Here is a 25810-nt window from a genome sequence, read left to right as displayed (position 1 = left end):
CGCGCGCGCCCGCCGCGCCGCAGGAGACCTACCGTGAACAAGCGCCTGACCCCTTCCCTCGCCGCCCTGCCCGCCGTGCTGCTGCTGGGCGGTTGCGTCGCCGCCGGCGATGTCCGGCCGTACCCGGCGATGGCGCCGATCGTCCCGGTCGTCGCGCCGGTCGCGGCGGCCACCCCGGGCGCGATCTACCAGGCAGGCCCCGGCCTGTCGCTGTATGCCGACCGCGTCGCCCGCGACGTCGGCGACATGGTCACGATCACCCTGGTCGAATCGACCACTGCCCAGACCAGCGCCAGCACCCAGGTGGCCAAGAACAGCGAGATCGGCATCGCCGCGCCGGAGATCTTCGGCGCGCCGGTCACCTACAACGGCCGCGACATCCTGTCGGCGACCGCCAGCGGCGAGCGCGATTTCGATGGCCAGGGCAAGAGCAGCCAGAGCAACCGCCTCCAGGGCAGCGTGACCGTCACCGTGATCCAGCGCCTGCCCAACGGCAACCTGGTGGTCCAGGGCCAGAAGAACATGCGCCTGAACCAGGGCGATGAGCTGGTCCAGATCCAGGGCATCGTGCGCCCGGCCGACATCGCCCCGAACAACACCGTGCCCTCCAGCAAGGTCGGCGAGGCGCGCATCGTCTATGGCGGCCGCGGCGCCATCGCCCAGTCCAATGCGATGGGCTGGCTGGGCCGGTTCTTCAACACCCGCCTGTACCCGTACTGAGGCCGTATATGCGAGTCCTTCGCAAGAGCCCGCGTCCCGAAATGCGAGTCCCTCGCAAGAGCCCGCACATCCATGTGCGGGGATTCAACAGGAAAATCCCCGCGCTGTTTTGCGCGCTCGCGCTGCTGGTCGGATTCCTGCCGGCAGCTCACGCCGAGCGGATCAAGGACCTAGCCCAGGTCGGCGGCGTGCGCGGCAACGCGCTGGTCGGCTACGGCCTGGTCGTGGGCCTGGACAACAGCGGCGACCGCACCAGCCAGGCGCCGTTCACCGTGCAGAGCCTGAAGAACATGCTCGGCGAGCTGGGCGTCAACGTCCCGGCCAACGTCAACCCGCAGCTGAAGAACGTGGCCGCCGTGGCGATCCATGCCGAGCTGCCGCCGTTCGCCAAGCCCGGCCAGACCATCGACATCACCGTGTCCTCGATCGGCAATGCGGTCTCGCTGCGCGGCGGCTCGCTGCTGATGGCCCCGCTCAAGGGCGCCGACGGCCAGGTCTACGCGATCGCCCAGGGCAACCTGGTGGTCGGCGGCTTCGGTGCGCAGGGCAAGGACGGTTCACGGGTGTCGGTGAACATCCCCAGCGTCGGCCGCGTCCCCAACGGCGCCACGGTCGAGCGCGCGGTGCCGAGCGCGCTGGACGGCGGCGGCGACATCACCCTGAACCTGCATCGCAACGATTTCACCACCGTCTCGCGGATGGTCGATGCGCTCAACAACGCGTTCGGCGCCGGCGCCGCGCGCGCGGTCGACGGCGTCACCGTTTCCGTGGCGGCCCCGGCCGATCCCGGCGCGCGGATCGGCTTCCTGGCCCGGGTCGAGAACCTGGAGCTGACGCCCGGTTCTGCGCCGGCCAAGGTCATCGTCAACGCACGCACGGGCACGGTCGTGATCGGCTCGCAGGTGCGGGTGATGCCGGCGGCCGTGGCCCACGGCGCGCTCACCGTGACCATCGCCGAATCGGTCGATGTCAGCCAGCCCAATGCCTTCGGCGGCGGCCAGACCGTGGTCGCGCCCTCCTCCACCGTGAGCACCTCGCAGGAAGGCAGCCGCATGTTCAAGTTCGAGGGTGGCACCACCCTGGACGAGATCGTGCGCGCGGTGAACGAGGTCGGCGCCGCCCCCGGCGACCTGATCGCGATCCTGGAAGCGCTGCGCCAGGCCGGCGCGCTGCGCGCGGAGCTGGAAGTGATCTGATGCGCATCGGCTCGCCCTCGCCGATCGACCTGGCCGCCGGCCCGCAGAAGGCCGACGCGGCGCGCATCGACCATGTCGCGCGCCAGCTCGAGGGCCAGTTCGCGCAGCTGCTGGTCAAGAGCATGCGCGATGCCAGCTTCGGCGACTCGCTGTTCCCCGGCGAGAACCAGACCTTCCGCGACATGTACGACCAGCAGCTGGCCAAGGCGCTGACCGACGGCAAGGGCCTGGGCCTGGCGCCGATGATCGCGCGCCAGCTCGGCCGCCAGTCCGGACTGCCCGCCGATGCCGCGCCCGCGCTCGACACCCGCCTCGGCCCGGCCGCGGGCCCGACCCGCGCCGCGGCGGCGGCGCTGGCCTATGCACGCCAGGCCGGCGCGGCGACCAGCGCGGGCCTGGCGGACGCCGGCTCGACCCCCGAGATCGATCGCGCACTGGACGTGATCGCCGGCCGCGAGCCGGGCCCTGCGGCCGCGGCGCAGGCCTCGCCGCTGGACGCGCTGGTCGCCCGGCTGATGGCCGGTGCGCAGGTGCAGGACACCGGCGCGGCGGTGCCGGCCGCCGATGCCGCGGCCGCGACCGAAGCCGCCGCCGGCTTCGCCCCGCGCAGCCCGGAACAGTTCGTGGCCAAGATCTGGCACCACGCCCAGGCCGCGGCCCGCGAACTCGGCGTCGACGCCCGCGCCCTGGTCGCGCAGGCGGCGCTGGAGACCGGCTGGGGCCGCAAGCAGATCCAGCGCGGCGACGGCGACAGCGCGCACAACCTGTTCGGGATCAAGGCCACCGGCTGGAAGGGCGAGCGGGTCAGCAGCGGCACCCACGAGTACGTCAACGGCGTGCGGGTGAGCGAGAAAGCCGAGTTCCGCGCCTATGCCTCGCCGGCCGAAAGCTTCGCCGACTACGTGCGGATGCTGAAGAACAACCCGCGCTACCGCCAGGCGCTGCAGTCCGGTGGTGACGTCAGGCGCTTCGCCCAGGCCCTTCAGAACGCCGGCTATGCGACCGATCCTTCCTATGCGGCCAAGATCGCCGCGATCGCCAACGGCCCGACCATCGGCCGCGCGGTCGATGCGATCGCCGGCATCGCCGCGCGCACCGGCGCCGAGGCGGCCGCCGGCGCCGCGCGCGTGGTGGCCGGCTCCGCAGCCGCTTTCAGGAGGTAACCCCCGATGTCCGTCCTGTCCACCGGTACCGGCGCACTGATCGCCTTCCAGCGCGCCCTGGCGACCGTCAGCCACAACGTGGCCAACGTCAACACCGAGGGCTACAGCCGCCAGCGCGCCGAGTTCGCCACCCGCAGCCCGACCGACTACGGCTACGGCTTCGTCGGCAACGGCGTGAAGATCGGCGACATCCAGCGCATCGCCGACCAGCTGGCCACCTCGCGACTGCTCGACAGCGGCGGCGAGCTGGCCCGGCTGCAGCAGTTGTCCGGCCTGTCCAACCGGGTCGACAAGCTGTTCTCGGACAACGCCACCAACATCGCCGGCATGTGGTCGAGCTTCTTCGACTCCGTCAGCGCCCTGTCGTCCAATGCCGCCGGCACCGCCGAGCGCGGGGACCTGCTGTCCCAGGCCGACGCGCTGGCCACCCGCTTCCGCCAGCTGGACGGCCAGCTGCAGGCGCTGGACTCGGAAGTGAACAACGGCCTGGTCGCCGGCTCCCTGGAGATCAACCGGCTCGCCGCCGAGATCGCGCGGATCAACGGCACCATCGGCGGCAACCTGTCGGCGGCCTCGCCCGACCTGCTGGACCGGCGCGACCAGCTGGTCAGCGAACTGGTCGGCTACACCGGCGGCACCGCGGTCGCGCAGGACGGGGGGATGCTCAACGTGTTCACCGCCGGCGGCCAGCCGCTGGTGGTCGGCAACCAGGCCTCGACCACGACCACGGTGGCCGATCCCTACCGCCCGGAACGCCTGCAGCTGGCCTTGAGCACCCAGGGCACCACCGTGGCGCTGGACCAGCGCACGCTGGGCGGGCGCATCGGCGGACTGGCCGAGTTCCGTGCCAGCGTGCTGGATCCGGCCCGCGCCGAACTGGGGCGCCTGGCCGCCAGCATGGCCGAGACGTTCAACGCCGGCCACCGCGCCGGCATGGACCTGTACGGCGACATGGGCGGCGACCTGTTCTCGCTGCCGGCACCGACGGCCGTCGGGCATGCCGGCAACACCAGCGGCGCCAGCCTGCAGGCCACGCTCGCCGATACCGGGGCGCTCACCGGGCAGAACCTGGTGCTGCGCTTCGACGGCAGCGCCTGGACCGCGACCCGTGCCGACACCGGCGTGGCGGTGCCGATGACCGGTACCGGCACGGCCGCCGATCCGCTCAGCGTAGGCGGCATCGCGCTGGTCGTCTCCAGCGCGCCGCCGCCGGCCGCCGGCGACCGCTTCCTGCTCCAGCCCACCGCCGGCGCGGCCGCGGGCATGGGCGTGGCGATCACCGACCCCTCGCGCATCGCCGCCGCCACCCCGGTATCGGCCCGCGCCGACCTGGACAACGTCGGCACCGGCGCGCTGTCCGGGCTCAAGGTCGACGATGCCGGGGATCCGGCGCTGTTGAACGATGCGGTGGTCGAGTTCATCGATGCCGGCCAGTACACCATCGACGGCACCGGACCCTACCCGTTCACGCCCGGGCAGACGATCAGCGCCAACGGCTGGAGCGTCACCCTCGACGGCGCGCCTGCCGCCGGCGACCAGTTCCGGATCGCGCGCACCGCCGCGCGTTCGGGCGACAACGGCAACGCCGCGCTGCTGGCCAACCTGGACGATGCGCGGGTGCTCAACGGCGGCACCGTCAGCCTCAACGGCGCGCTTGGCGGCCTGACCACCCAGGTCGGCTCGGCCGCGCGCCAGGCCCAGTACTCGGCCGACGCCCAGCAGGTGATCCACGACGAGGCGCAGGCCGCGCGCGATTCGATCGCCGGGGTCAACCTCGACGAAGAGGCGGCCAACATGCTCAGGCTGCAGCAGGCCTACCAGGCCGCGGCGCAGGTCATCTCGACGGCCGACACGATGTTCCAGTCCATCCTCAACGCGGTGCGCTGATGACCGATCGCATTTCCACCGGGATGATGTACGGCCAGTCGCTGTCGGGCATGCTGGTCCGGCAGAAGCAGCTCAATACCCTGCAGCAACAGCTGGCGACCGGGCAGAAGCTGGTCACGGCCAAGGACGACCCGGTGGCCGCCGGCACCGCGGTCGGCCTGGACCGCGCCCTGGCCGAGCTGGAACGGTTCGGCAAGAACGCCAACACCGTCGCCAACCGGCTGGGCCTGCAGGAGAACGTCCTGGCCCAGGCCGGCGACTACATGATCCGGGTCAACGAACTGGCGATCCAGGCCAACAACAGCAGCCTGTCCGACCAGGACCGCCAGGCCATCGCCGCCGAACTGCGCTCGATCTACGACGGCATGCTCAGCGTGGCCAACAGCACCGACGGCAGCGGACGCTACCTGTTCGGCGGCAGCGCCGACGACGCGGCCCCCTTCAGCCGCACCAGCGGCGGCGTGGCCTACCACGGCGACCAGACCCAGCGCCGGGTCGAGGTCGCGCCGGAGACCTTCGTCAAGGACGCCACGCCGGGCAGCGAGATCTTCATGCGCGTGCGCACCGGCGACGGCACCATGGACGCATCGGCGCAGGCCGCCAACACCGGTACCGGAGTGATCGCCGGATACGGCCGCGACAGCGGCGGTGCCTGGAACGGCGAGTCGTACCGCATCGTGTTCACCGGCGCCGGCGCCTACGACGTGCTCGATGGCACGGGCGCCACCGTCGGCGGCGGCACGTGGAGCGCCGGCGAAGACATCACCCACGGCGGTGTACGCATCGCCATCGACGGCCAGCCGGCGCCCGGCGACGCCTTCGACGTCGGTCCGGCCGGCACGCGCGACGTGTTCGCGACCCTGCAGAACCTGATCGGGACGCTGGAGTCCAGCCCCGCCTCGCTCGCCGGGCAGGCGGCGCGCCAGAACGCGCTGCAGGCCGCGATGCGCGACGTGGCGCGCGCGTCGGAACAGATGATCGACGCCCGCGCCGCCGGCGGTGCGCAGCTGGCCGCGATCGACGACGCCGGCGCGGTGCGCGAGGCCAACGACGTGACCGTGCAGGGCACGCTTTCCGAGCTTCGCGACCTGGACTACGCCGAGGCGATCACCCGCTTCCAGCTGGAAAGCACCGCCCTGCAGACCGCGCAGACGGTGTTCACCCGCATGCAGGGCCTGTCGCTGTTCAACCTGCTGCGCTGACGCGGCTTCGACCGCATCCGGCATCGGAAGGCGCAGTCCGCTGCGATGTTCTTCCGCTTCTTCCTTGTTGCCACGCTCCGGCATGGCTGCAAGGCCGCACGGGCCGCAGCGCGTGAGCCAAGAAAGCACCGGCTCCGGAACGTGCCGCTGGCGACGGGGCGTGCCCGCCGATCGGCCCGAAGCCGGAGCCTCGGCGTCGGTCGGGGCCGCCGGGATGGTTGCCGCTTCGTTCGGTAGGCCTGCGACGACCCACGTCGGTTGCCGCTTCCTGTAGGAGCCCATCCTCATGGGCGACCGGGCGCGAAAACCATGAAGGCGTCGCCTGTGCCGACTACTTCGGGTCGCCGATGAATCGGCTCCTACATGGAAGAGCCTCACGAGCCGGCGTCCTCGGGCGACCTGGATGGCTGTCGCTTCGTTTGGGAGGCCTGCGACGACCCGCGTCGTTTGTCGCTCCCTGTAGGAGCCCATCCTCATGGGCGACCGGGCGCAGAACTCATGAAGGTGTCGCCTGTGCCGGCGGAGTCGGGTCGCCGATGAATCGGCTCCTACATGAAGGGCCCCATGACCCGACGTCCTCGGGCGACCTGGATGGCTGTGGCTTCGTCTGTCAGGCACGCGATGACCGCGTCGTTTGCCGCTCCCTGTAGGAGCCCATCCTCATGGGCGACCGGGCGCGAAAACAATGAAGACGTCGGCTGTGCCGACGGCCTCGGGTCGCCGACGAATCGGCTCCTACATCGAGAACGAAGCGACGACTTCGAAGCGCTCCGAAGACGCGGTGGGCCGGGGGTGTCGCGGGAGCGGACAGGGATGTCCGCGCCGGATCGTCGGCACAGGGATGTGCCGCCGATGCGGCCGCGACACCGCCGGCCCACCGCGGCTCCGACCGGAGCCGACCACCACCGGCGCTCCAGCCTTTGCCGTGTCCTTCTCCTGGCCAGACAAGCCGGACTAAATTTCCCGATGCCGGTGCCGTTACCGGTACCGGCGGGCGAACCGCCACGGTGGCGCAGCGGCAGGCGGCAGCGGAAAAACCGGGTAAATCGAAAAATTTCACCCGGACCCGCTAAAGCTTCTTGACAAAGCGCCGTTATCCAAACCAGCAGCGGCATCGGTCAACTTGATGACCCCCCTGCGGAGGCTCCGGCCAAGGCTCTGAAACCTTCCCGCCGGGATAAATCGCTTAGGAGAATCAAAATGGCACAAGTCATCAACACCAACGTGATGTCGCTGAACGCGCAGCGCAACCTGTCCACCAACAGCGCGAGCCTGGCGACCACCATCCAGCGCCTGTCCTCGGGCCTGCGCATCAACAGCGCCAAGGACGACGCGGCCGGCCTGGCGATCAGCCAGCGCATGACCACCCAGGTCCGCGGCATGGACGTGGCCGCCCGCAACGCCAACGACGGCATCTCGCTGGCCCAGACCGCCGAAGGCGCGCTGAGCTCGATCGGCGAGAACATGCAGCGTATCCGCGAGCTGGCCGTGCAGGCCGCCAACGGCACCAACAGCGCCGAAGACCGCGCCGCGCTGCAGAAGGAAGTGACGCAGCTGTCCGACGAAATCACCCGCGTCAAGAACAACTCCAGCTTCAACGGCACCAAGCTGCTCGACGGCTCGACCGCCAGCTTCACCATCCAGGTCGGCGCCGACGCCGGTTTGGACAACCAGATCGACATCAGCACCGTCGACATGACCGCCACGGCCACCGCCGTCGCCGCCCTGGACATCTCCTCGGCCTCCGGCGCGACCGCGGCGCTGACCGCGATCGACACCCAGCTGCAGACGGTCAACACCGCCCGCGCCGACCTCGGTGCGATCCAGAACCGCTTCAGCTCGGTGATCTCCAACCTGCAGAACAGCTCGGAGAACCTGTCGGCCGCCCGCAGCCGCATCCAGGACACCGACTACGCGAAGGAAACCGCGGAACTGACCCGCACCCAGATCCTGCAGCAGGCCGGTACGGCGATGCTGGCCCAGGCCAAGTCGGTCCCGCAGAACGTGCTCAGCCTGCTGCAGTAAGCCGGCGACCCCGCAACACAGAGCGGTTCCATGCAACACGGAAGGCCCCTCCCGCAACGGAGGGGCTTTTCCGTTTCCGGGCCGGCACGGGTGCCGGCGGCACGGAACTTGCCTGTGCCGGGGTCGACACCCGGCCACCACGCGCTCAAGGGCGGCGCGCGTCGGCCGATAGGACCTGAAAGGCACCCCCGCACGACGGCAAGGGCCCACGCGAGGACGGCAACATGGCGAACCAGATTTCCGCATCCGGCTCCGGCCTGGACATTCCCTCCCTGGTCTCCCAGCTGGTGCAGGCCACGCGCACCCCGACCGAAACCCGGATCAACAGCGCCGGAAGCGCGGCGACAGCCAAGCTGTCGGCCATCGGCCAGGTCAAGAGCGCCATGACCTCGCTGCAGTCGGCGCTGGAGAAGATGGCCTCGGCCGCCGATGCGCCGTCCTACAAGACCACGGTCGGCACGGGCGCCGGCTACGCGGCGAGCGCCTCGTCCAAGGCCGTGCCCGGCGACTACAGCGTGGAGGTCGTCCGCCTGGCCACGGCGCAGAAGCTGTCCTCGGGCGCGTACGCCAAGGACGCCACGGTCGGCAGCGGCTCGCTGCGGATCGCCTGGGGCGCCGGCGCCGACGATGCGCTGGACGTCGCCATCGGCGCCAACGCGACCCTGGCCGACATCGCCTCGGCGGTGAACCGGGCGGCGGGCGGCAAGGGCGTCACCGCCAGCGTGGTCACCGCCGACGATGGTCAACACCTGGTATTCAGCGCGGCCTCGACCGGTTCGGGGGGGGCGCTCGCCATCTCCGCCAGCGGCGGCGACGGCGGCCTGGTCGCGCTGACCAATGGCGCCGGCGGCGGCCTGACCCAGACGGTGGCGGCCGCCGACGCGCTGGTCCGGGTCGACGGCTTCGAACGCACCTCCAGCAGCAACACCATCGCCGACCTGGTCCCGGGCGTCGACCTGACCCTGACCAAGGCCGCGCCCGGCACCAGCCACACGCTCAACGTCGCTTCCGACAACACCAACCTCAAGGCCGCGATCGGCGCCTACGTCACCGCGTACAACAGCGTGGTCGGGACCCTGAAGTCCACCAGCAGCTACAACAGCACCACGCGCACCGCCTCGGCGCTGACCGGCGACTCGCTGGTGCGCACGGTCCAGCAGCAGTTGCGCGAACAGGTCAGCGGCAACGTGCTGGCGCTCAAGGACCTGGGCGTCACCGTCAGCAAGGAGGGCGTCATGAGCTTCGACGCCACGTCCTTCGACCAGGCGATCGCCGCCGACCCGGGCAAGGCGCAGGCGATGTTCGGCAAGGAAGGCCTCTACGGCGGCGCGGTGGCTTCGCTGCTCGACCAGCACCTGGACTCGATCAGCGGCACCCTGGTCCTGCGCACCGAGAGCATCAACAAGCAGATCTCCGGGCTGGAGGACGAACTGGACCGGCTGGACGTGAAAATGGAGCGGTTGTCGGAGCAGTACACCCGGCAGTTCACCGCCATGGAAACCATGATCGTGCAGATGCAGAGCAGCGCCAGCTCGCTCAACAGCCTGCTCGCGCAGTCCGAATGACAACCGCACTCAAGCCCGGCGGCCCGCCGGCCGATAACCATCCTGTCCGGCACGCCGCCGGCGCACCCGCTCGACCGGCACCGCAAACAGGGGAATGACAGCATGTACGGGACCAGCCGCCACTTCGCCGAGCAGTACCGCAAGACCGGCGTGTCCGCCAAGGTGACCGAGGCCGACCCGCACCGCCTGATCTCGCTGCTGTTCGAGGGCGCCAGCCAGCGCATCCGCCTGGCCCAGGCCGGCCTGGCCCAGGGCAACCCGGCCAGCAAGGGCAAGGCGATCGGCGAAGCCTGCGCGATCATCGGCCACCTCAACGGCTCGCTGGACCACGAGGCCGGCGGCGAAGTCGCCGCCAACCTCTCCTCGCTCTACGACTACATCGTGCGGCGCCTGACCGAGGCGAACCTGCACAACGACGGCATGGCCCTGGCCGAATCGCTGGACCTGCTGGGCGAGATCGAGTCGGCCTGGAACGCGATCCCGCAGGCGCAGCGTGCGATGGCGGTGGCGCCGTGAGCGAGGCCGCCGCCCGCCTGGCCGCCCTGCGCGCCGGACTCGACGCGATCGCCGCGGCGCTGGAGCAGGATTACCTGGCCGTGCTGCCGGGGATGATCGACCGCCACGATGCCGCGGTCCGCGAATTCTGCGCCCTGCCCGGCGCCAACGCCAATGCGACGGAAGTGCGCGCCCTGCGCGACGCCCAGCAGGTCCTGGTCGAGCGGATGCGCGAACGCCAGGCCCGCCTGCTCGAACTGATCCGGCGCCAGCGCCAGACCTCGCAGGCCGCCACTGCCTATGCCGGCGCCGCCGCCGGCTGACCTCCATCAGACCGCCCGCCCCACGACCCATGAACGACGCCACGCCCGACGCGCTGCACGATGACCTGGTGGACCTGCGCGACGCGCTCGAGCGCGAGGACTTCCGCTGCGCCGGGGACGTGCTGGCCCTGCACGACCGGCGCATGCGCCAGTACATCGACACCGTCGGCATGCAGGCGCCGCTGCTCGCCCTGCGCGAACTGTTGACGCTGCAGCACCGGCTGCAGGCACCGGCGCTGAGCGTCCACGCCACCGGCACGCTGCAATGAACGCGCACTGGCCCGCACCGGCACGCGCTGCCGAAACGGCGCTGTTCGACGACACCCTGGCCTGCGACGCCATCCTCCCGGCCGGCTTCGTGCCCGGCCCGGGCACCGGCCAGCCGCACGAGGCGGAGGCGCTGCTGCGCAGCCTCGCCCAGGTCGAGGACCTGCGCGGCGAAGACGGCGCCGAGGAGAAGCGCGGCGAGCTGCCGCAGCTGGCCCAGCGCATGGACGCCAAGCTGGACCTGGTGCTGGCCCTGCTCGGCCGCCTGGTCCGGCAGTCCTCGCCGGGGCTGCCGGCCCTGCCGCTGCGCTGGTCGGTGCACGGCGTCCGGCTGGAACTGCCGGCAGGCCCCGAACCGGACGGCCATGGCCACGGCCTGGTCCGCCTGCAGCCATCGGAGTGGTTGCCGGACAGCCTCGAACTGCCGGCCACGGTCCTGGCGACGGCCTCGGCCGAGGGGCGCCGCTGGCTGTGGCTGCGCTTCGCCGACCTGCCGCCGGGGCTGGAGGATGCGCTGGAGCGGCAGCTGTTCCGCATGCACCGCCGCGAGGTCGCCGCACGCCGGCGCTGAGACGTCCGTCCTTTTCCCGGTCCGCCGCCTGGGCTAAGGTGGCTGCCTGTTCCGGGGAGCACCCAACCGCCCGTGCGTGTCCTGATCGTCGACGACCACACCCTGGTCCGGGCCGGGCTCAGCCGCCTGCTGCAGACCTTCGCCGGCGTGGACGTGGTCGCCGAGGCCAGCAACGCCGACCAGGCCATCGACCTGGCGACGATCCACCGGCCCGACCTGGTCCTGCTCGACCTCTCCCTGCCGGGCCGCACCGGACTGGAGGCGCTCAGCGTGATCCTGGAGCGGGCGCCGGGGACGCGGGTGGTGATGATGTCCATGCACGACGACCCGCTGCACGTGCGCGATGCCCTGGACCGCGGCGCGGCCGGCTTCGTGGTCAAGGACGCGGCGCCGATGGAACTGGAACTGGCCCTGCGCTCGGCGCTGGGCGGCGACGTGTTCCTGAGCCCGCGCATCTCCTCGCGGATGATCGCCCCGCTGCTGGGCAAGGCCAAGCCGGCCGGGGTGGCGGCGCTGCCGCCGCGCCAGCGCGAGATCCTGGCCCAGATCGGCCGCGGGCTGAGCAGCAAGGAGATCGCCGCCGACCTGGGGATCAGCGTCAAGACGGTGGAAACCCACCGCGCGCGGATGATGGAGGCGCTGGGCTGCCGTCGCGCCAACGAACTGGTGCTGCTGGCGGTCAAGCACCGCCACGAGCTGGGCTGACGGCCCGCCGTCGCCGCACCCGGCCGCCGCGCCGGCCCGTGCCGGAAACCCGTGGCCATGTAGGGGAATCCCCGACACCGGGTCAGGAAAACGACCACCCGCCTCGGGTATGCCCCGATTCAATTCCCGTCGCGCCGGGCGCACGATGGCTCCATCGCGCCAGGGGAGTCCGGCGCACGGGGAACAAGCCATGAAAGCCAGCGTCTCGGTCCAGCTCGGCCAGCAACTGCACCTCACCCCGCAGTTGCTGCAGTCCATCCGCCTGCTGCAGCTCGATGCCCAGCAGCTGCAGATGGAAGTGGCGCGGGTGCTCGAGCAGAACCCGATGCTCGAGCTGGACGAGGAGGCCGCGACCGCCGATGCAGGCGCCGTGCCGGAATCCGGCGCCGATGCGGTCCAGCTGGAAACGGCGGCCTTCGACGAACTGCCCGAATCCTCGATGTGGGACGTGGCCGGCGCCAGCTGGAGCGGCGAAGGCGAGGACCGCATGCAGCGCATCGCCGAGCCCGGCTCCAGCGACCCGTGCGTGCGCGTGCTGCAGCGCCTGGCGCTGGAACTGGATCCGAAGTCGCTGGAGATCGCCGCGTTCTGGCTGGAGCACTGCGACGACGCCGGCTACCTGGAAGGCGACCACGAGGCCCTGCTGCTGCGCGCCTGCGCCCGCTTCGACGTGGCCGCGCCGCGGATCGAGGCCATCCGCCAGCGCCTGCTGCACGGCGAGCCGGCCGGCCTGGCCGCGCGCGACGTCGGCGAATGCCTGCAGGCGCAGCTGGCCGCCCTGCCCGCTCCCTGCGCCGCGCGCCCGCTCGCCGCGCGCATCCTCGAGCATTGCGTGGCCGAACTCGCCAGCCACGACCACGCCGGCATCGCCCGCCGCCTGCACGCCGAGGAGGCCGACGTGGCCGAAGCGGTGCGCCTGGTCCTGTCGCTGCAACCGCGGCCGGCGCAGGCCGAGGCCGGGCAACCGGACGATGCGGGTTACGTCATCCCCGACGTGGTGGTGTGGCATGCCGACCGCCAGTGGCGGGTCGCGCTGAACCCGGCCACCGCGCCGAAGCTGGCGGTCAATGGCGCCTACGAGCGCGCCCTGGCCCAGGCCGGCGACAGCGAAGGCGCCGGCCGCCTGCGCGAGCTGCTGCAGGAAGCGCGCTGGCTCACCCGCGGCCTGTCGATGCGCTACGACACCCTGCTGCGGACCACCCGGGTGATCGTCGAGCGCCAGGCCGCGTTCCTGGAGCGCGGCGACGAGGCGATGGCGCCGCTGACCCTGAAGGAAGTGGCCGACGCGATCGGCATGCACGAATCGACCGTCTCGCGGATCACCAGCGGCAAGTACGTGCAGACCCCGCGCGGCACCTTCGAACTCAAGCACTTCTTCGCCGTGCGCCTGGAAGGCGCCAACGTCTCCGGCGCGGCGGTCAAGGCGATGGTGCGGCGGCTGATCGAGTCCGAGCCGGCCGCCCGGCCGCTGGCCGACGATGCGATCGCCGCGCTGCTGGCCCGCCAGGGCGTGAACATCGCGCGCCGCACCGTGGCCAAGTACCGCGAACAGATGTCCATCGCCCCGGCGCGCGAACGCCGCCGCGGCACCGCCCCCCTGCTGGCCCGCGCGGGCTGAGAAGGAACCAGACCATGCGTACCCTCCGCGTCCTGCTGGTGGACGACCACGACGGCTTCATCAACGCCGCGATGCGCCACTTCCGCAAGGTCGAGTGGCTGGACATCGCCGGCACCGCCGGCAACGGCCTGGAGGCGATCGAGCGCTCCGAGGCGCTGCGCCCGGACGCGATCCTGATGGACCTGGCGATGCCGGAAATGGGCGGGCTGCAGGCCACGCGCCTGATCAAGGCCCAGGACGAACCGCCCTACATCGTGATCGCCAGCCACTTCGACGACGCCGAGCACCGCGAGCACGCCATGCGCGCCGGCGCCGACGGCTTCGTCAGCAAGCTGTCCTACCTGCAGGAAGTGATGCCGATCCTCGAGCGCCTGGCGCAGGGAGAGGCCTCGTGAGCGAGTCGCGCATCCTGGTCATCGACAGCCAGGCCGAGCGCGCCGAGCGCGTCTGCGGCCTGCTCGAATTCATGGACCTCAACCCGCGCTGGGCCGCCTGCGCCGGCGACGTCGCCACCGCCCGCCAGCGGCCGACCGACTGGATGGCCGTCGTGGTCGGCGAGCTGGACGACGCCGACGCCGCGCGCGGGTTCTTCGCCTGGCTGGGCGCCGCGCCGCTGCCGCCGCCTGTCCTGTTGCTGCAGGGTGATACCGCTACCTTCGCGGCCGGCCACGGGCTGCACGAGGCCGGCGTGTGGCCGCTGGAATCGCCGATCCGCCATGCCCAGCTGGAAGCCTGCCTGCGCCGGGCCAGCCTCAAGCGCCTGGACGCCGAGGCCCAGGCCGGGGCCGCGGTGCAGGACAACGGCCCGACCGGCAACAGCGTCGCCGTGCAGCGCCTGCGGCGGATGATCGGCCAGGTCGCCCCGTTCGACACCACGGTGCTGGTGCTGGGCGAGTCGGGCACCGGCAAGGAAGTGGCCGCGCGCGCGATCCACCAGCAGTCGGCCCGCCGCGACGGGCCGTTTGTGGCGATCAACTGCGGTGCGATCCCGCCGGACCTGCTGGAAAGCGAGCTGTTCGGGCACGAAAAAGGCGCCTTCACCGGCGCGCTGACCGCACGCAAGGGCCGCTTCGAAATGGCCGAGGGCGGCACCCTGCTGCTGGACGAGATCGGCGACATGAGCATGCCGATGCAGGTCAAGCTGCTGCGCGTGCTGCAGGAACGCAGCTTCGAGCGCGTCGGCGGCAACCAGACCATCAAGTGCAACGTGCGCGTGATCGCCGCGACCCACCGCCACCTGGAGGACCGGATCGCCGAGGGCAGCTTCCGCGAGGACCTGTTCTACCGCCTCAACGTGTTCCCGATCGACATGCCGCCGCTGCGCGAGCGCCGCGACGACCTGCCCGCCCTGGTGGAGACCATTGCCGGCCAGCTGGCACGCACCGGCCGCGGTGAAGTCCGTTTCGCCCGCGACGCGCTGGCCGCGCTGGCCGGTTACGCCTGGCCGGGCAACGTGCGCGAACTGACCAACCTGGTCGAGCGCCTGGCCGTGCTCAACCCCGGCGGGCTGGTGCGCCTGGACGACCTGCCGGCGCGCTACCGCGCCCACGTGCCGGCCGGGACCACGCCGGCGCCGTTGGAGGTCGCGACGGTGCAGGCCAGCGACGATGCGGCCGTGCCGGCGGCGCCGGCACCGGCCGGCACCGTCCCCGCCGCCGACCCGGCCGCCCTGCCCGAGGACGGCCTGGACCTGCGCGAGCACATCGCCCGGATCGAACTGCAGCTCATCCGCGAGGCGCTGGAACGCAGCCAGGGCGTGGTCGCCCATGCCGCCCAGCTGCTCGGCCTGCGCCGCACCACCCTGGTGGAGAAGCTGCGCAAGTACGGGATCGAGCGCGAACAGGCCGAACTGGCCGGATGAGCGCCGACGCACACGCGCCGGCGTCGCCCCTGGCCGAGTGGCGCGACGCCCGCGGCAACCGGGTGCTGGCGCCGGCCGGGATCGGCGGCCTGTCGACCGTGTTCAAGGGCGCCGGCTGCACCCTGGAGATCGACGCGCGCGCTCGGCTGGGCGCGGTGACGGTCGAGTTCCACGGCTCCAACGCCCATTGCCGGATCGGCGCCGGCGGACCGGACGGCAGCTTCACCGCACTGATCCGCCTGGGCCAGTGGCTGCGGGTACGCCGGCCGGCCGGCGTGCAGGCGCAGCTGCTGGACGCGCACCTGGCGGCCGCTGTCCCTCCCCGCCTGGGCGTGCTGGTCGTGCCGGATGCGCGTGCGCCCGGCGGCGCGCAGGCCACCGTGCACAGCCTGGCCGCGCACGCCCGGCCCGGCCTGCGGGTGCAGGCCAGGGTGGCGGGTGCGCCGGTCGACGCCGCCGGGTCCATCGACATGCAACCGCTGCCCTGGGACGAACGCGACCCGGCCGGCGCGCTCAATGCCGCCATCGCCGGCTGGGACGTGGGATGGCTGCTGGTGGTCGAGGCCGGCGCCGAATTCACCGCCGGCGGCTTGGCCCGCCTGGCGGTCGCGCTGGCCGCCAGCGGCAGCCTGCGCGCGCTGTTCGCCGACGAGTGGTACCGCGATGCCGCCGGCAACACGGCGCCGGCGCTGCGCCCGGACCTCAACCTGGACCTGTTGCTGGGCAGCCCCTGCGCCATGGCCGGGCACTGGGTGTTCCGCCGCGATGCGGTGCTGGCCGCGGGCGGCTTCGACCGCGCGCATGCCGGCGCCCACGAACTGGACCTGGTCCTGCGCCTGCTCGAACGCGACGGACTGGACGGGATCGGCCACCTGGCCGAACCGCTGCTGGTCTGCGCGCCGCCGCGCCGCGCCGACGCCGCGCAGCGGAGCGCGATCGCCCGCCACCTGCACGCCCGCGGCTACGAACAGGCGCAGGTCCATGAGGCCGGGCCCGGCCTGCACCGGATCGACTACGGGCACCCGGCCCAGCCCCGGGTGTCGCTCATCGTCCTTGCTCCGGACAGCCTGGCGGTGCTGGAGCGATGCGTGCTCTCGATCCTCGAGCACACGGCCTGGCCGGACTACGAACTGCTGCTGGTCGACAACGCCAGCACCCCCGAGGTGCGCGACTGGATGCACCAAGTCGCCGGCCTCGCTGCCGGGCGCGTGCGGGTGGTCGCGACAACCGGCCCGCTCGCCCCGTCCACCGCCCGTAATCTCGCCGCCGCGGACGCGAGCGGGGTCTTCTGCCTGTTCCTCGATGCGGACGCGGCGGCGGTGCAGCCGCAATGGCTGCACGCCCTGCTCAACCACGGCCTGCGCCCGGAAGTGGGGATCGTCGGCGCACGCACCGTGGCGGCCGACGGCACCGTCACCCATGCCGGCCTGCTGCCAGGGCTGCGCGAGGGCGCTGGCCGGATGTTCCTCGGCAAGCCGATGCAGGCCGGCGGTTACATGGACCGCCTGCGGGTGGCCCAGGACTGCTCGGCGGTCTCAGGCAGCTGCCTGCTGGTCGAGCGCGGCCTGTTCGACCAGCTCGGTGGATTCGACGCCGCCGCATTCCCGGACGCGGGCGCGGATGTCGACCTGTGCCTACGCGCCGGCGCGCTCGGGCGGCTGGTGGTCTGCACGCCCGAGGCGCTGCTGCTGCACGGGCCCGAACCGGCGCCGCTGCCGGAGCCGGCATTCGATGCCCTGTGCGAGCGCTGGCTGCCGGCGTTGGCGCGCGATCCCGCCTACAACCCCAACCTGCGCCTGGACGTGGCCGCTGGCTTCGAGCTCGAGCAGAGCGAGCTGACTTGGGATCCGCTGCCCTGGCGACCGCTGCCGCGGGTGCTGGCACTGCCCAGCGATGGCCACGGCAGCGGGCACTATCGGGTGCTGCAGCCGTTCGCGGCGTTGCGCGCCGCCGGGACGATCGACGGTGCGGCGTGCCCGCGGCCGCTGGACGTGGTCGAGGTCGAGCGCTTCGCCCCGGACGTGCTGGTGATGCAGCGGCGCGTGGCCGATGCCGACCTGGCCCGCCTGCGCCGGCTGCACCGCTTCTCCCCGGCCTTCAAGGTCTACGAACTCGACGACTGGCTGCCGGACCTGCCCGCCGCCAACATCCACCGCCGGCACATGCCGCGCGACGTGGCCCGGCGCCTGCGCGAGGGCCTGGCCCATGCCGACCGCTTCGTGGTCTCGACCCCGGCGCTGGCCGAGGCCTGCGCCGGCTGGCACGCCGACATCCGGGTCGCGGAAAACCGGCTCGACCCGCGCCATTGGTCCGCGCTGCCGGCGCCGGGCAAGCGCGCCGGCAAGCCGCGCGTCGGCTGGGCCGGCGGGGTCAGCCACGATGGCGACCTGGCGGTGATCGCCGAGGTGGTCCGCGCGCTGGCCGGCGAGGTGGACTGGGTGTTCTTCGGCATGTGCCCGGAACCGCTGCGCCGCCACGTGGCCGAGTTCCACCCGGGCGTGCCGATCGGCCAGTACCCGCGGGCGCTGGCCGCGCTGGGCCTGGACCTGGCGGTGGCGCCGCTGCAGGACCACCCGTTCAACACCTGCAAGAGCAACCTGCGCCTGCTCGAGTACGGCGCCTGCGGCTACCCGGTGGTGTGCAGCGACCTGCCGCCCTACCGCGGCGACCTGCCCGCCACGCGCGTGCGCAACCGCCGGCAGGACTGGATCGAGGCCATCCGCATGCACCTGGCCGACCGCCCGGCCAGCCTCGCCGCCGGCCAGGCGCTGCGCGCGGCGGTGCGCCGGGACTGGATGCTGGAAGGCGCCGGCCTGGACGCCTGGCGCCGGGCCTGGCTGCCGGACTGACGTCGCCGGTGCCCGCATCTGTGCGGGGCGCCGGATCCAAGAATGCCTTGCCCGTCCCGACGACCTCGCGTCGCGGGCAAGCCCGGCTCCTACAGCAGCCGCGTCCCCGTAGGAGCACAGCTTGCTGACGACCGCTGCGCCGGATCCACCAAGGCGTCGCCCGTGCCGACCGCGTCGGGGGCACGCCCGGAGCCCGCCGCCGGGAACCCGGCACCGTCGCGGCACGCCGCTTGCATCGAACCCGGCGTGCACCGCCCGGGGGTCCCATGACCGATTCGATCAGCTCCGTCCTGTCGCAGATCCGCGCCTACCAGAGCCAGCTGGGCCAGGCCCCGCGGGTGGCCGGCGACATGGCGCGCAGCGATGCGATCCAGGGGCTGCAGGGGCTGCAGGCGCCCGGCCAGGCCGGCGCGGTCTCCGGCCCGAGTTTCAGCGAGACCCTGCGCAGCGCGATCGACGGCGTCAGCGCCGCGCAGGAGAAGGCCGGCGCCTTGCAGCGCGCCTTCGAACGCGGCGACCCCGGGGCCGACCTGGCCCGGGTCATGGTCGCCTCGCAGCAGTCGCAGGTGGCGTTCCGCGCCACCGTGGAAGTGCGCAACCGACTGGTACAGGCGTACCAGGACGTCATGAACATGCCGCTCTAACGCAGGGACCGGACCGCGATGGCGCTTTCGATCACCAAGGATTCCTTCAACCGCGAGCAGGCGACCGAAAAGGCCGCCTCGGCCGTGGTCAAGCTGCAGGAGATGCAGCTGGGCCGCAAGGCCGGCACGCTGCTGATGATCGCGCTGGCCGTGGCCGTCGGGCTCTACGTGTTCTTCTGGTCGCAGAAGCCGGACTTCAGCCCGCTGTACACCGGCCTGGACCCGAAGGCCACCGCCGAGGCCGCCGACCTGCTGCGCGCCGCGCAGATTCCGTTCAAGCTCGACCAGGCCACCGGCGCGATCTCGGTGCCCGAGGCCAACCTCCACGACGCGCGCCTGAAGCTGGCCGGCTCCGGCCTCACCGACAGCGGCCGGCTCGGTTTCGAGTTGATGGAGCGCGACCCCGGCTTCGGCGTCAGCCAGTTCGTCGAGAACGCCCGCTACCAGCACGCGCTGGAAACCGAACTGGTGCGCACCATCGCCACCCTGCGCCCGGTCCGCGACGCGCGCGTGCATCTGGCCATCCCCAAGCCCTCCGCGTTCACCCGCCAGCGCGAGGCCGCCAGCGCCTCGGTGGTGCTGGAGCTGCGCTCGGGCGCGCTGCTGGAGCGCAACCAGGTCGACGCCATCGTCCACCTGGTGTCGTCCTCGATCCCGGACCTGGCGCCGGAGCGGGTCACCGTGGTCGACCAGAACGGGCGCCTGCTCAGCAGCAACAGCGCCGACAGCGAGTCGGCGCTCAGCGCGGCCCAGTTCGAACAGGCGCGCCGCCAGGAAACCTCGTACAACCAGCGCATCCGCGAACTGCTCGAGCCGCTGACCGGGCCGGGCCGGGTCAACGCCGAAGTCACCGTCGACATGGACTTCTCGATCACCGAGGAGGCGCGCGAGCTGTTCAACGCCGAACCGCCGAAGCTGCGCAGCGAGCAGGTCTCGGAGAACAGCTCGGCGGCCGAAGGCCCGCAGGGCATCCCCGGCGCGACCAGCAACACCCCGCCGGGCGCGGTCGCCGCGCAGCAGGCCAACGGCACGCCGGCGCCTGCCGGTGCGGCTCCGGCCGCGGCCACCGCGGCGGCCGCGGCGCCGACGGAAACCTCGCGCAGCGCCACCCGCAACTTCGAGCTCGACCGCACCCTGCAGCACACCCGCCAGCCGGCCGGCCGCATCCGCCGGGTCACCGCGGCGGTGCTGGTCGACCACGTGCCGCGCCCGGGCAAGGACGGCAAGCCGGCGCTGCAGGCGCTCAGCGCCGAGGAAATCAAGCGCGTGGAGGACCTGGTCCGCCAGGCCGTGGGCTTCGACGCCGCGCGCGGCGACGTGGTTTCGGTGGTCAACGCGCCGTTCGTGCGCGAGGACGGCCAGGCGGTCGAGCCGGCGAAGTGGTGGGAGGACCCGCGCCTGCGCGACATCGCCCGCCTGGTGCTCGGCGCCCTGGTCGTGCTGGCGCTGCTGTTCGGCGTGCTGCGCCCGGCCCTGCGCCAGATCGCCGGCCCGGCGCCGAAGGCGAAGTCCCGCGCCGAGGCGCTGGCCGAGCAGACCGCCGAGGTGTCGCTGGTGGAAGACGAGTTGCCGGCGCTGGCCGACGACGTCGCCCAGATCGGCCGGAGCCGGCAGCCCATGGCGCTGCCGTCCGATGCCTACGAGGACCGCCTGCGCAACGCGCGCGAGGCGGTCAAGACCGACTCCAAGCGGGTCGCGCAGGTGGTCAAGGACTGGTTGGGAAATGAAGCCGCATAACGCCCACGAAGACCTCAACGGCGTGCAGCGCGCCGCGGTGCTGCTGCTGTCGCTGGGCGAGGCCGACGCCGCCGAAGTGCTCAAGCACATGAGCGCCAAGGAAGTGCAGAAGCTCGGCCTGGCCATGGCCACGATGAGCGGTGTCAGCCGCGAGCAGGTCATGCGGGTGATGGACGACTTCACCGGCGCGCTCGACAAGCAGACCTCGCTGGGCGTGGGCGCCGACGATTACATCCGCAACGTGCTGATCCAGGCGCTGGGCGCGGACAAGGCCGGCGGCCTGATCGACCGCATCCTGCTCGGCCGCAACACCACCGGCCTGGACACGCTCAAGTGGATGGACGCGCGCGCCATCGCCGACCTGGTCCGCAACGAGCATCCGCAGATCATCGCCATCGTGCTCTCCCACCTGGACGGCGACCACGCCGCCGACACCCTCAAGCTGCTGCCCGAGCGCACCCGCGCCGACGTGCTGCTGCGGATCGCGACCCTGGACGGCATCCCGCCCAACGCCCTCAACGAGCTCAACGAGATCATGGAGCGCCAGTTCGCCGGCGCGCAGAACCTGAAATCGTCGAACATCGGCGGGGTCAAGGTCGCGGCCAACATCCTCAACTACCTTGAGACCGGGCAGGACCAGTCGATCCTCGGCGCGATCTCGCAGGTCGACCAGGAGCTGAGCAACCGCATCCAGGACCTGATGTTCGTGTTCGACGACCTGGTCGAGCTGGACGACCGCGAGCTGCAGTCGCTGCTGCGCGAGGTATCCGGCGAGCGGCTCGGCATCGCCCTGCGCGGCGCCGACGTCAAGGTGCGCGAGAAGATCACCCGCAACATGTCCCAGCGCGCCGCCGAGATCCTGCTCGAGGACATGGAAGCGCGCGGCCCGGTGCGCCTGTCCGACGTGGAGGCGGCGCAGAAGGAGATCCTCACCATCGTGCGCCGCATGGCCGACGAAGGCGTGATCGCGCTCAACGGTGGCGGCAGCGAGGAGCTGGTATGAGCGCGGCGGTCCGCTGGCTTGCACCGGACCTGGCGGCCGGCCCCCGGGCGGCCGCCGAGGCGGTGGCCGACGTGCCGGTGCCGCGGCCGCCCAGCCTGGAAGAGATCCAGGCGATCGAGGAAGCCGCGCGCCGCGACGGCTACGAGGCCGGGCTGGCCCAGGGCCACCAGGAGGGCTTCGCCCAGGGCCAGGCCGAGGTCCGTCGCCTGGCCGCCCAGATCGAAGGCATCCTCGACAACTTCACCCGTCCCCTCGCCCGCCTTGAGGACGAGGTCAGCGCCGCGCTGGGCGAGCTGGCGGTGCGCATCGCCGGCTCGCTGGTCGGCCGCGCCTACGATGCCGACCCGGTGCTGCTGTCGGACCTGGTCGGCGAGGCCCTCGACGCGGTCGGCGGCACCAGCCGCGAGGCCGAGGTGCGCCTGCATCCGGACGACATCCACGCCCTGGCGCCGCTGCTGGCGCTGGTCTCGGGCGCGCGCCTGGTCCCGGATCCGTCGCTGGGCCGCGGCGACCTGCGCGTGCATGCCGAAAGCGTGCGCATCGACGGCACCCTGGAGGCACGCCTGCGCGGCGCGCTGGAAACGGTGATCCGCAAGTCGGGGAGCGGCGCGTGACGCCGCCGCCCTCCCCGGCCAGCGAACACCCCGTCGCCGGCGCGGTGCCGGCCGACTGGCTGGCCGCGCGCAACCTGCGCCTGGCCGCGCGGCTGGACGGTATCGCACTCGACACCGCCAGCGGCCGTGGCCTGATCCGTGAGGGCATCCTCCGCCGCGCGGTCGGCCTGACCCTGGAAGCGGTCGGCTGCGAGGCGCCGATGGGCGCGACCTGCAAGGTCGAAGTGGCCGACGGCGGCTGGGTCGAAGCCGAAGTGGTCGGCTTCGCCGGCGAGCGCACCTCGCTGATGCCCAGCGCCGAGCTGCACGGGTTGCTGCCGAACGCGCGCGTGGTGCCGGTGCGGCGCCGCGGCGGCGTCGAGGTCGGCGAAGGCCTGCTCGGCCGGGTGATCGATTCCGACGGCGTGCCGCTGGACGGCAAGGGCCCGGTCCGGGCCGAGGGCAGCGTCGGCATGGCCGGCGTGGCGATCAACCCGCTGGCGCGCGAACCGATCATCCAGCCGCTGGACGTGGGCGTGCGCGCGATCAATGCGCTGCTGCCGATCGGTCGCGGCCAGCGCGTGGGCCTGTTCGCCGGCTCGGGCGTGGGCAAATCCACGTTGCTGGGCATGATGACCCGCTTCACCGCGGCCGATGTCATCGTCGTGGGCCTGATCGGCGAGCGCGGCCGCGAGGTGCGCGATTTCGTCGAGACCACCCTCGGCGAGGAAGGCCTGCGCCGCGCCGTGGTGGTGGCCGCCCCGGCCGACCGCCCGCCGCTGGCGCGCCTGCACGGCGCCTACCGCGCCACCGCCATCGCCGAGTGGTTCCGCGACCAGGGCCTGAACGTGCTGCTGCTGATGGACTCGCTGACCCGTTTCGCCCAGGCCCAGCGCGAGATCGGCCTGTCGGTCGGCGAGCCGCCGACCACCCGCGGCTATCCGCCGTCGGTGTTCGCCAAGCTGCCGGCGCTGGTCGAGCGCGCCGGCAACGGCGCCGCCGGCCGCGGCTCGATCACCGCCTTCTACACCGTGCTCACCGAAGGCGACGATCCGCAGGATCCGATCGCCGACGCCGCCCGCGCGATCCTCGACGGCCACATCCTGCTGTCGCGGCGGATCGCCGACGCCGGCCTCTACCCGGCGATCGACGTGGAGTCCTCGGTCAGCCGCGTGGTCCAGGACATCGCCGACGAGACCTGGCGCGAGCGCATCCGCGCGCTCAAGCGCCTGGTCGCCGCCTACAACAGCAACCGCGACCTGATCGCGATCGGCGCCTACCAGCGCGGCAACGACCCGGTGGTGGACGAGGCGCTGGAGCGCTGGCCGGAGATCGTCGAGTTCCTCGGCCAGGACGTGGCCCGCGCCGCCGACCTGGAGCACAGCCGCGGCGCGCTCGCCGACCTGCTGCAGCGCAACCGGGCGCAACACAAGGAGAACGCCGCATGATGCAGTCCCGCCGCTTCGACCCCCTGCTGCGCCGCGCGCAGGACCACGAGGACGCGGTGGCCCGCGAGCTGGCCGAGCGCCAGCGTGCGCACGAGATGCAGGAATCGCGGCTGGCCGAGCTGCGCCGCTACGCCGAGGAATACGCCTCCAGCCAGATGGCCGCGATCAGCCCGGCGCAGCTGGCCAACCGGCGCGCGTTCCTCGACCGCCTGGAGAGCGCGGTGGAGCTGCAGAGCCGCACCGTCGACAGCAGCCGCGAGCGGCTGGAGGCCGAACGCACCCGGCTGCTGCTCGCCAGCCGCGACAAGCAGGTGCTGGAGCAACTGGCCGCCAGTTATCGCGCGCAGGAGCGCAAGGTCGACGAACGCCGCAGCCAGCGCGAGATGGACGACCTCGGCGCGCGCCGGGTCCGCGCCGCGCAGCAGGCCGGCGAAACGGAAGGAGAACCGCGTTGAACCTGTCGGTGATCGCCGGGACGGCCCCGAAGCCGCCGGCCAATGGCGGCGGCGCGCCGGCTTCGGCTCCGGGGAGCGGCGACGACGATTTCTCGCGCCTGCTCGGCCGCGCCGGGGACAGCGGCCCGCAGGCCGCCGGTGCGGGCACCGGCCCGTCGCGTCCGGGCTCGCGCGACGCGGCCCAGTCGCGCGCCGATGCCGAGGCGCCCGCTGCGTCCGCGCGGGAAACGGCTGCGAAGAAGCCGGCTGCCGAAGCGGAGGCAACGCCCGCGGACGCGGCCGGCGACAGCACCACCGGTACCGACGTCGCCGAGCGCGCCCCGACGCAGGCCGGCGAAGAGACCGGCGCGACCACCGACGGCTGGCCGCCCCCGGGACTGGCCAGCCTGCTGGCCGCCCCGCCGGTGCCGGCACCGGCCCCGCCGGCAGCCATGCCTGCCGTCCAGGCGCCCGCGTTCCCCGCACAACCCCCGACCTTGCCTTCCCTGGACACGCCGGCCGGACATCCCGTCGGCAAGGTCGCCTCCAGCCCGTTGGTGCCCGCGCCCGTCGCCGGCACCGCCGGCACCGCCGGCACCGCCGGCACCGCCGGCACCGCCGGCACCGCCGGCACCGCCGGCACCGCCGGCACCGCTACGGCTCCCGCGCCGGCCGGACCCGCTCTGCCGGCCATGGCGGCCGGCGGCGAGGGTTCGGTACCCGCGCTCGTGCTCGCCGGTGCCGAGGCCAATGCAGCGGCCCTGCCGGAACCGTCGCCGGCCGCCACGCCGTTCGCGCTCCACCTCGCCCCGGCGCCGGGTCACGGCAATACCGCCGGCGCGACCGCGGTTCCGCTGTCGGCGCCGCCCGACGCACCGGTGCCGCAGCTGCAGGGCGAAGGCTTCGCCGACGACATCGGCACCCATGTGCAGTGGCTGGCCGGGCAGAAGATCGGCCATGCCCACATCCGCATCGCACCGCAGGAGCTGGGGCCGGTCGAGGTCCGCCTGCAACTGGATGGCGACCGCGTCCGCGCCGACTTCACCAGCGCCCAGCCCGAGGTCCGCCAGGCGCTGGAAAGCAGCCTGCCGCGCCTGCGCGAGATGCTCGGGCAGCAGGGCTTCGAACTGGCCCATGCCGGCGTCGGCCAGCAGTCGCACTCCCCAGGCAATGGCAGCGGCCAGTCGCGCACCGGGCCAGGCGACGAAGTGGCCACCGCGGCGGACGATACGCCGACGCCAGCCCCGCGCACCCTGCGCCTGGGCCTGCTCGACGCCTACGCCTAGCGCCCCGTCCCTTCTTTGCGGGGGCCCATCCTCATGGGTGACCGCGACCGCGACTGCGCGCGACCGCGGCACTGCGCGAGCGCGGCGCAGGCAACCTTCGGGGGTCGCCTGGGCTGGGCTTGCCGTCGGGTCGCCCATGAGGATGGGCTCCTACAGCAGCTGGGTCGCACCTGTCCCCACTTGCGCGCGCCCGCGACCAACGACGGATTCCCGTCTTC

The 25810-nt window shown here is 72.6% G+C and carries 23 protein-coding genes; all 23 read left to right on the top strand.

Annotated features, from left to right (window positions below; all coding sequences use genetic code 11):
- The first annotated feature begins 33 nt into the window (after positions 1-33).
- Positions 34-720 (top strand): flagellar basal body L-ring protein FlgH, encoded by a 687-nt coding sequence (gene flgH, locus CSC66_RS00635; RefSeq protein WP_162375357.1) that lies wholly within the window; start codon positions 34-36, stop codon positions 718-720.
- Positions 721-761: 41 nt separating this feature from the next.
- Positions 762-1916, top strand: a complete 1155-nt coding sequence (locus CSC66_RS00630) for a flagellar basal body P-ring protein FlgI (protein ID WP_162375356.1) — start codon at positions 762-764, stop codon at positions 1914-1916.
- On the top strand, positions 1916-3079 hold the full coding sequence (flgJ, locus tag CSC66_RS00625) for a flagellar assembly peptidoglycan hydrolase FlgJ (RefSeq protein WP_162375355.1): 1164 nt from the start codon (positions 1916-1918) through the stop codon (positions 3077-3079). Before CSC66_RS00630 ends, flgJ begins: the two co-directional genes overlap by 1 nt.
- Positions 3080-3085: 6 nt before the next feature.
- The gene (flgK, locus tag CSC66_RS00620) at positions 3086-4966 is read left to right on the top strand and encodes a flagellar hook-associated protein FlgK (protein ID WP_162375354.1); all 1881 of its coding nucleotides are present in this window, start codon (positions 3086-3088) and stop codon (positions 4964-4966) included.
- Entirely contained in the window at positions 4966-6168 is a 1203-nt protein-coding gene (gene flgL / locus CSC66_RS00615; RefSeq protein ID WP_162375353.1) for a flagellar hook-associated protein FlgL, read from the top strand. Before flgK ends, flgL begins: the two co-directional genes overlap by 1 nt.
- A 1200-nt stretch (positions 6169-7368) precedes the next feature.
- Positions 7369-8193 carry a flagellin domain-containing protein gene (locus CSC66_RS00610; RefSeq protein ID WP_162375352.1) on the top strand — a complete coding sequence of 275 codons (825 nt, stop codon included), beginning with the start codon at positions 7369-7371 and terminating at the stop codon, positions 8191-8193.
- Between the two features lie 224 nt (positions 8194-8417).
- A complete protein-coding gene (gene fliD, locus CSC66_RS00605) occupies positions 8418-9758 on the top strand; it encodes a flagellar filament capping protein FliD (RefSeq protein WP_162375351.1) in 1341 nt (446 codons plus the stop codon).
- 102 nt (positions 9759-9860) lie between these two features.
- Positions 9861-10274 carry a flagellar export chaperone FliS gene (gene fliS, locus CSC66_RS00600; protein ID WP_162375350.1) on the top strand — a complete coding sequence of 138 codons (414 nt, stop codon included), beginning with the start codon at positions 9861-9863 and terminating at the stop codon, positions 10272-10274.
- Complete coding sequence (locus tag CSC66_RS00595) at positions 10271-10576, top strand: hypothetical protein (RefSeq protein WP_162375349.1); 306 nt, start codon at positions 10271-10273, stop codon at positions 10574-10576. Before fliS ends, CSC66_RS00595 begins: the two co-directional genes overlap by 4 nt.
- 29 nt (positions 10577-10605) lie before the next feature.
- Positions 10606-10845 (top strand): hypothetical protein, encoded by a 240-nt coding sequence (locus CSC66_RS00590; RefSeq protein ID WP_162375348.1) that lies wholly within the window; start codon positions 10606-10608, stop codon positions 10843-10845.
- Positions 10842-11414: a PilZ domain-containing protein gene (locus tag CSC66_RS00585; protein ID WP_162375347.1), complete on the top strand. Its 573-nt coding sequence runs from the start codon at positions 10842-10844 to the stop codon at positions 11412-11414. The genes CSC66_RS00590 and CSC66_RS00585 overlap by 4 nt, the downstream gene beginning before the upstream one ends.
- 72 nt (positions 11415-11486) lie before the next feature.
- A complete protein-coding gene (locus tag CSC66_RS00580; protein ID WP_162375346.1) occupies positions 11487-12119 on the top strand; it encodes a response regulator in 633 nt (210 codons plus the stop codon).
- A 190-nt stretch (positions 12120-12309) separates the two neighbouring features.
- The gene (gene rpoN, locus CSC66_RS00575; RefSeq protein ID WP_162375345.1) at positions 12310-13737 is read left to right on the top strand and encodes an RNA polymerase factor sigma-54; all 1428 of its coding nucleotides are present in this window, start codon (positions 12310-12312) and stop codon (positions 13735-13737) included.
- A gap of 14 nt (positions 13738-13751) precedes the next feature.
- Positions 13752-14132 carry a response regulator gene (locus tag CSC66_RS00570; RefSeq protein ID WP_162375344.1) on the top strand — a complete coding sequence of 127 codons (381 nt, stop codon included), beginning with the start codon at positions 13752-13754 and terminating at the stop codon, positions 14130-14132.
- Complete coding sequence (locus CSC66_RS00565; RefSeq protein ID WP_162375343.1) at positions 14129-15598, top strand: sigma-54 dependent transcriptional regulator; 1470 nt, start codon at positions 14129-14131, stop codon at positions 15596-15598. The genes CSC66_RS00570 and CSC66_RS00565 overlap by 4 nt, the downstream gene beginning before the upstream one ends.
- On the top strand, positions 15595-18447 hold the full coding sequence (locus CSC66_RS00560; RefSeq protein WP_162375342.1) for a glycosyltransferase: 2853 nt from the start codon (positions 15595-15597) through the stop codon (positions 18445-18447). The genes CSC66_RS00565 and CSC66_RS00560 overlap by 4 nt, the downstream gene beginning before the upstream one ends.
- Positions 18448-18713: 266 nt before the next feature.
- The gene (gene fliE / locus CSC66_RS00555) at positions 18714-19091 is read left to right on the top strand and encodes a flagellar hook-basal body complex protein FliE (RefSeq protein ID WP_162375341.1); all 378 of its coding nucleotides are present in this window, start codon (positions 18714-18716) and stop codon (positions 19089-19091) included.
- 18 nt (positions 19092-19109) lie between these two features.
- The gene (gene fliF / locus CSC66_RS00550; protein ID WP_162375340.1) at positions 19110-20828 is read left to right on the top strand and encodes a flagellar basal-body MS-ring/collar protein FliF; all 1719 of its coding nucleotides are present in this window, start codon (positions 19110-19112) and stop codon (positions 20826-20828) included.
- Positions 20815-21831: a flagellar motor switch protein FliG gene (fliG, locus tag CSC66_RS00545; protein ID WP_162375339.1), complete on the top strand. Its 1017-nt coding sequence runs from the start codon at positions 20815-20817 to the stop codon at positions 21829-21831. Before fliF ends, fliG begins: the two co-directional genes overlap by 14 nt.
- On the top strand, positions 21828-22445 hold the full coding sequence (locus CSC66_RS00540) for a FliH/SctL family protein (protein ID WP_162375338.1): 618 nt from the start codon (positions 21828-21830) through the stop codon (positions 22443-22445). The genes fliG and CSC66_RS00540 overlap by 4 nt, the downstream gene beginning before the upstream one ends.
- Positions 22442-23872, top strand: coding sequence for a flagellar protein export ATPase FliI (gene fliI / locus CSC66_RS00535; protein ID WP_162375337.1), 1431 nt, complete (start codon positions 22442-22444; stop codon positions 23870-23872). Before CSC66_RS00540 ends, fliI begins: the two co-directional genes overlap by 4 nt.
- On the top strand, positions 23869-24327 hold the full coding sequence (gene fliJ / locus CSC66_RS00530) for a flagellar export protein FliJ (protein ID WP_162375336.1): 459 nt from the start codon (positions 23869-23871) through the stop codon (positions 24325-24327). The genes fliI and fliJ overlap by 4 nt, the downstream gene beginning before the upstream one ends.
- Positions 24324-25592, top strand: a complete 1269-nt coding sequence (locus tag CSC66_RS00525) for a flagellar hook-length control protein FliK (protein ID WP_162375335.1) — start codon at positions 24324-24326, stop codon at positions 25590-25592. The genes fliJ and CSC66_RS00525 overlap by 4 nt, the downstream gene beginning before the upstream one ends.
- The last annotated feature ends 218 nt before the right edge of the window (positions 25593-25810 follow it).

Source organism: Pseudoxanthomonas kaohsiungensis, assembly GCF_010211765.1.
Classification (GTDB): Bacteria; Pseudomonadota; Gammaproteobacteria; order Xanthomonadales; family Xanthomonadaceae; genus Pseudoxanthomonas; species Pseudoxanthomonas kaohsiungensis.
Note: the sequence above shows the minus strand (reverse complement) of the source record. Positions and strands in the feature narration are given on the sequence as shown.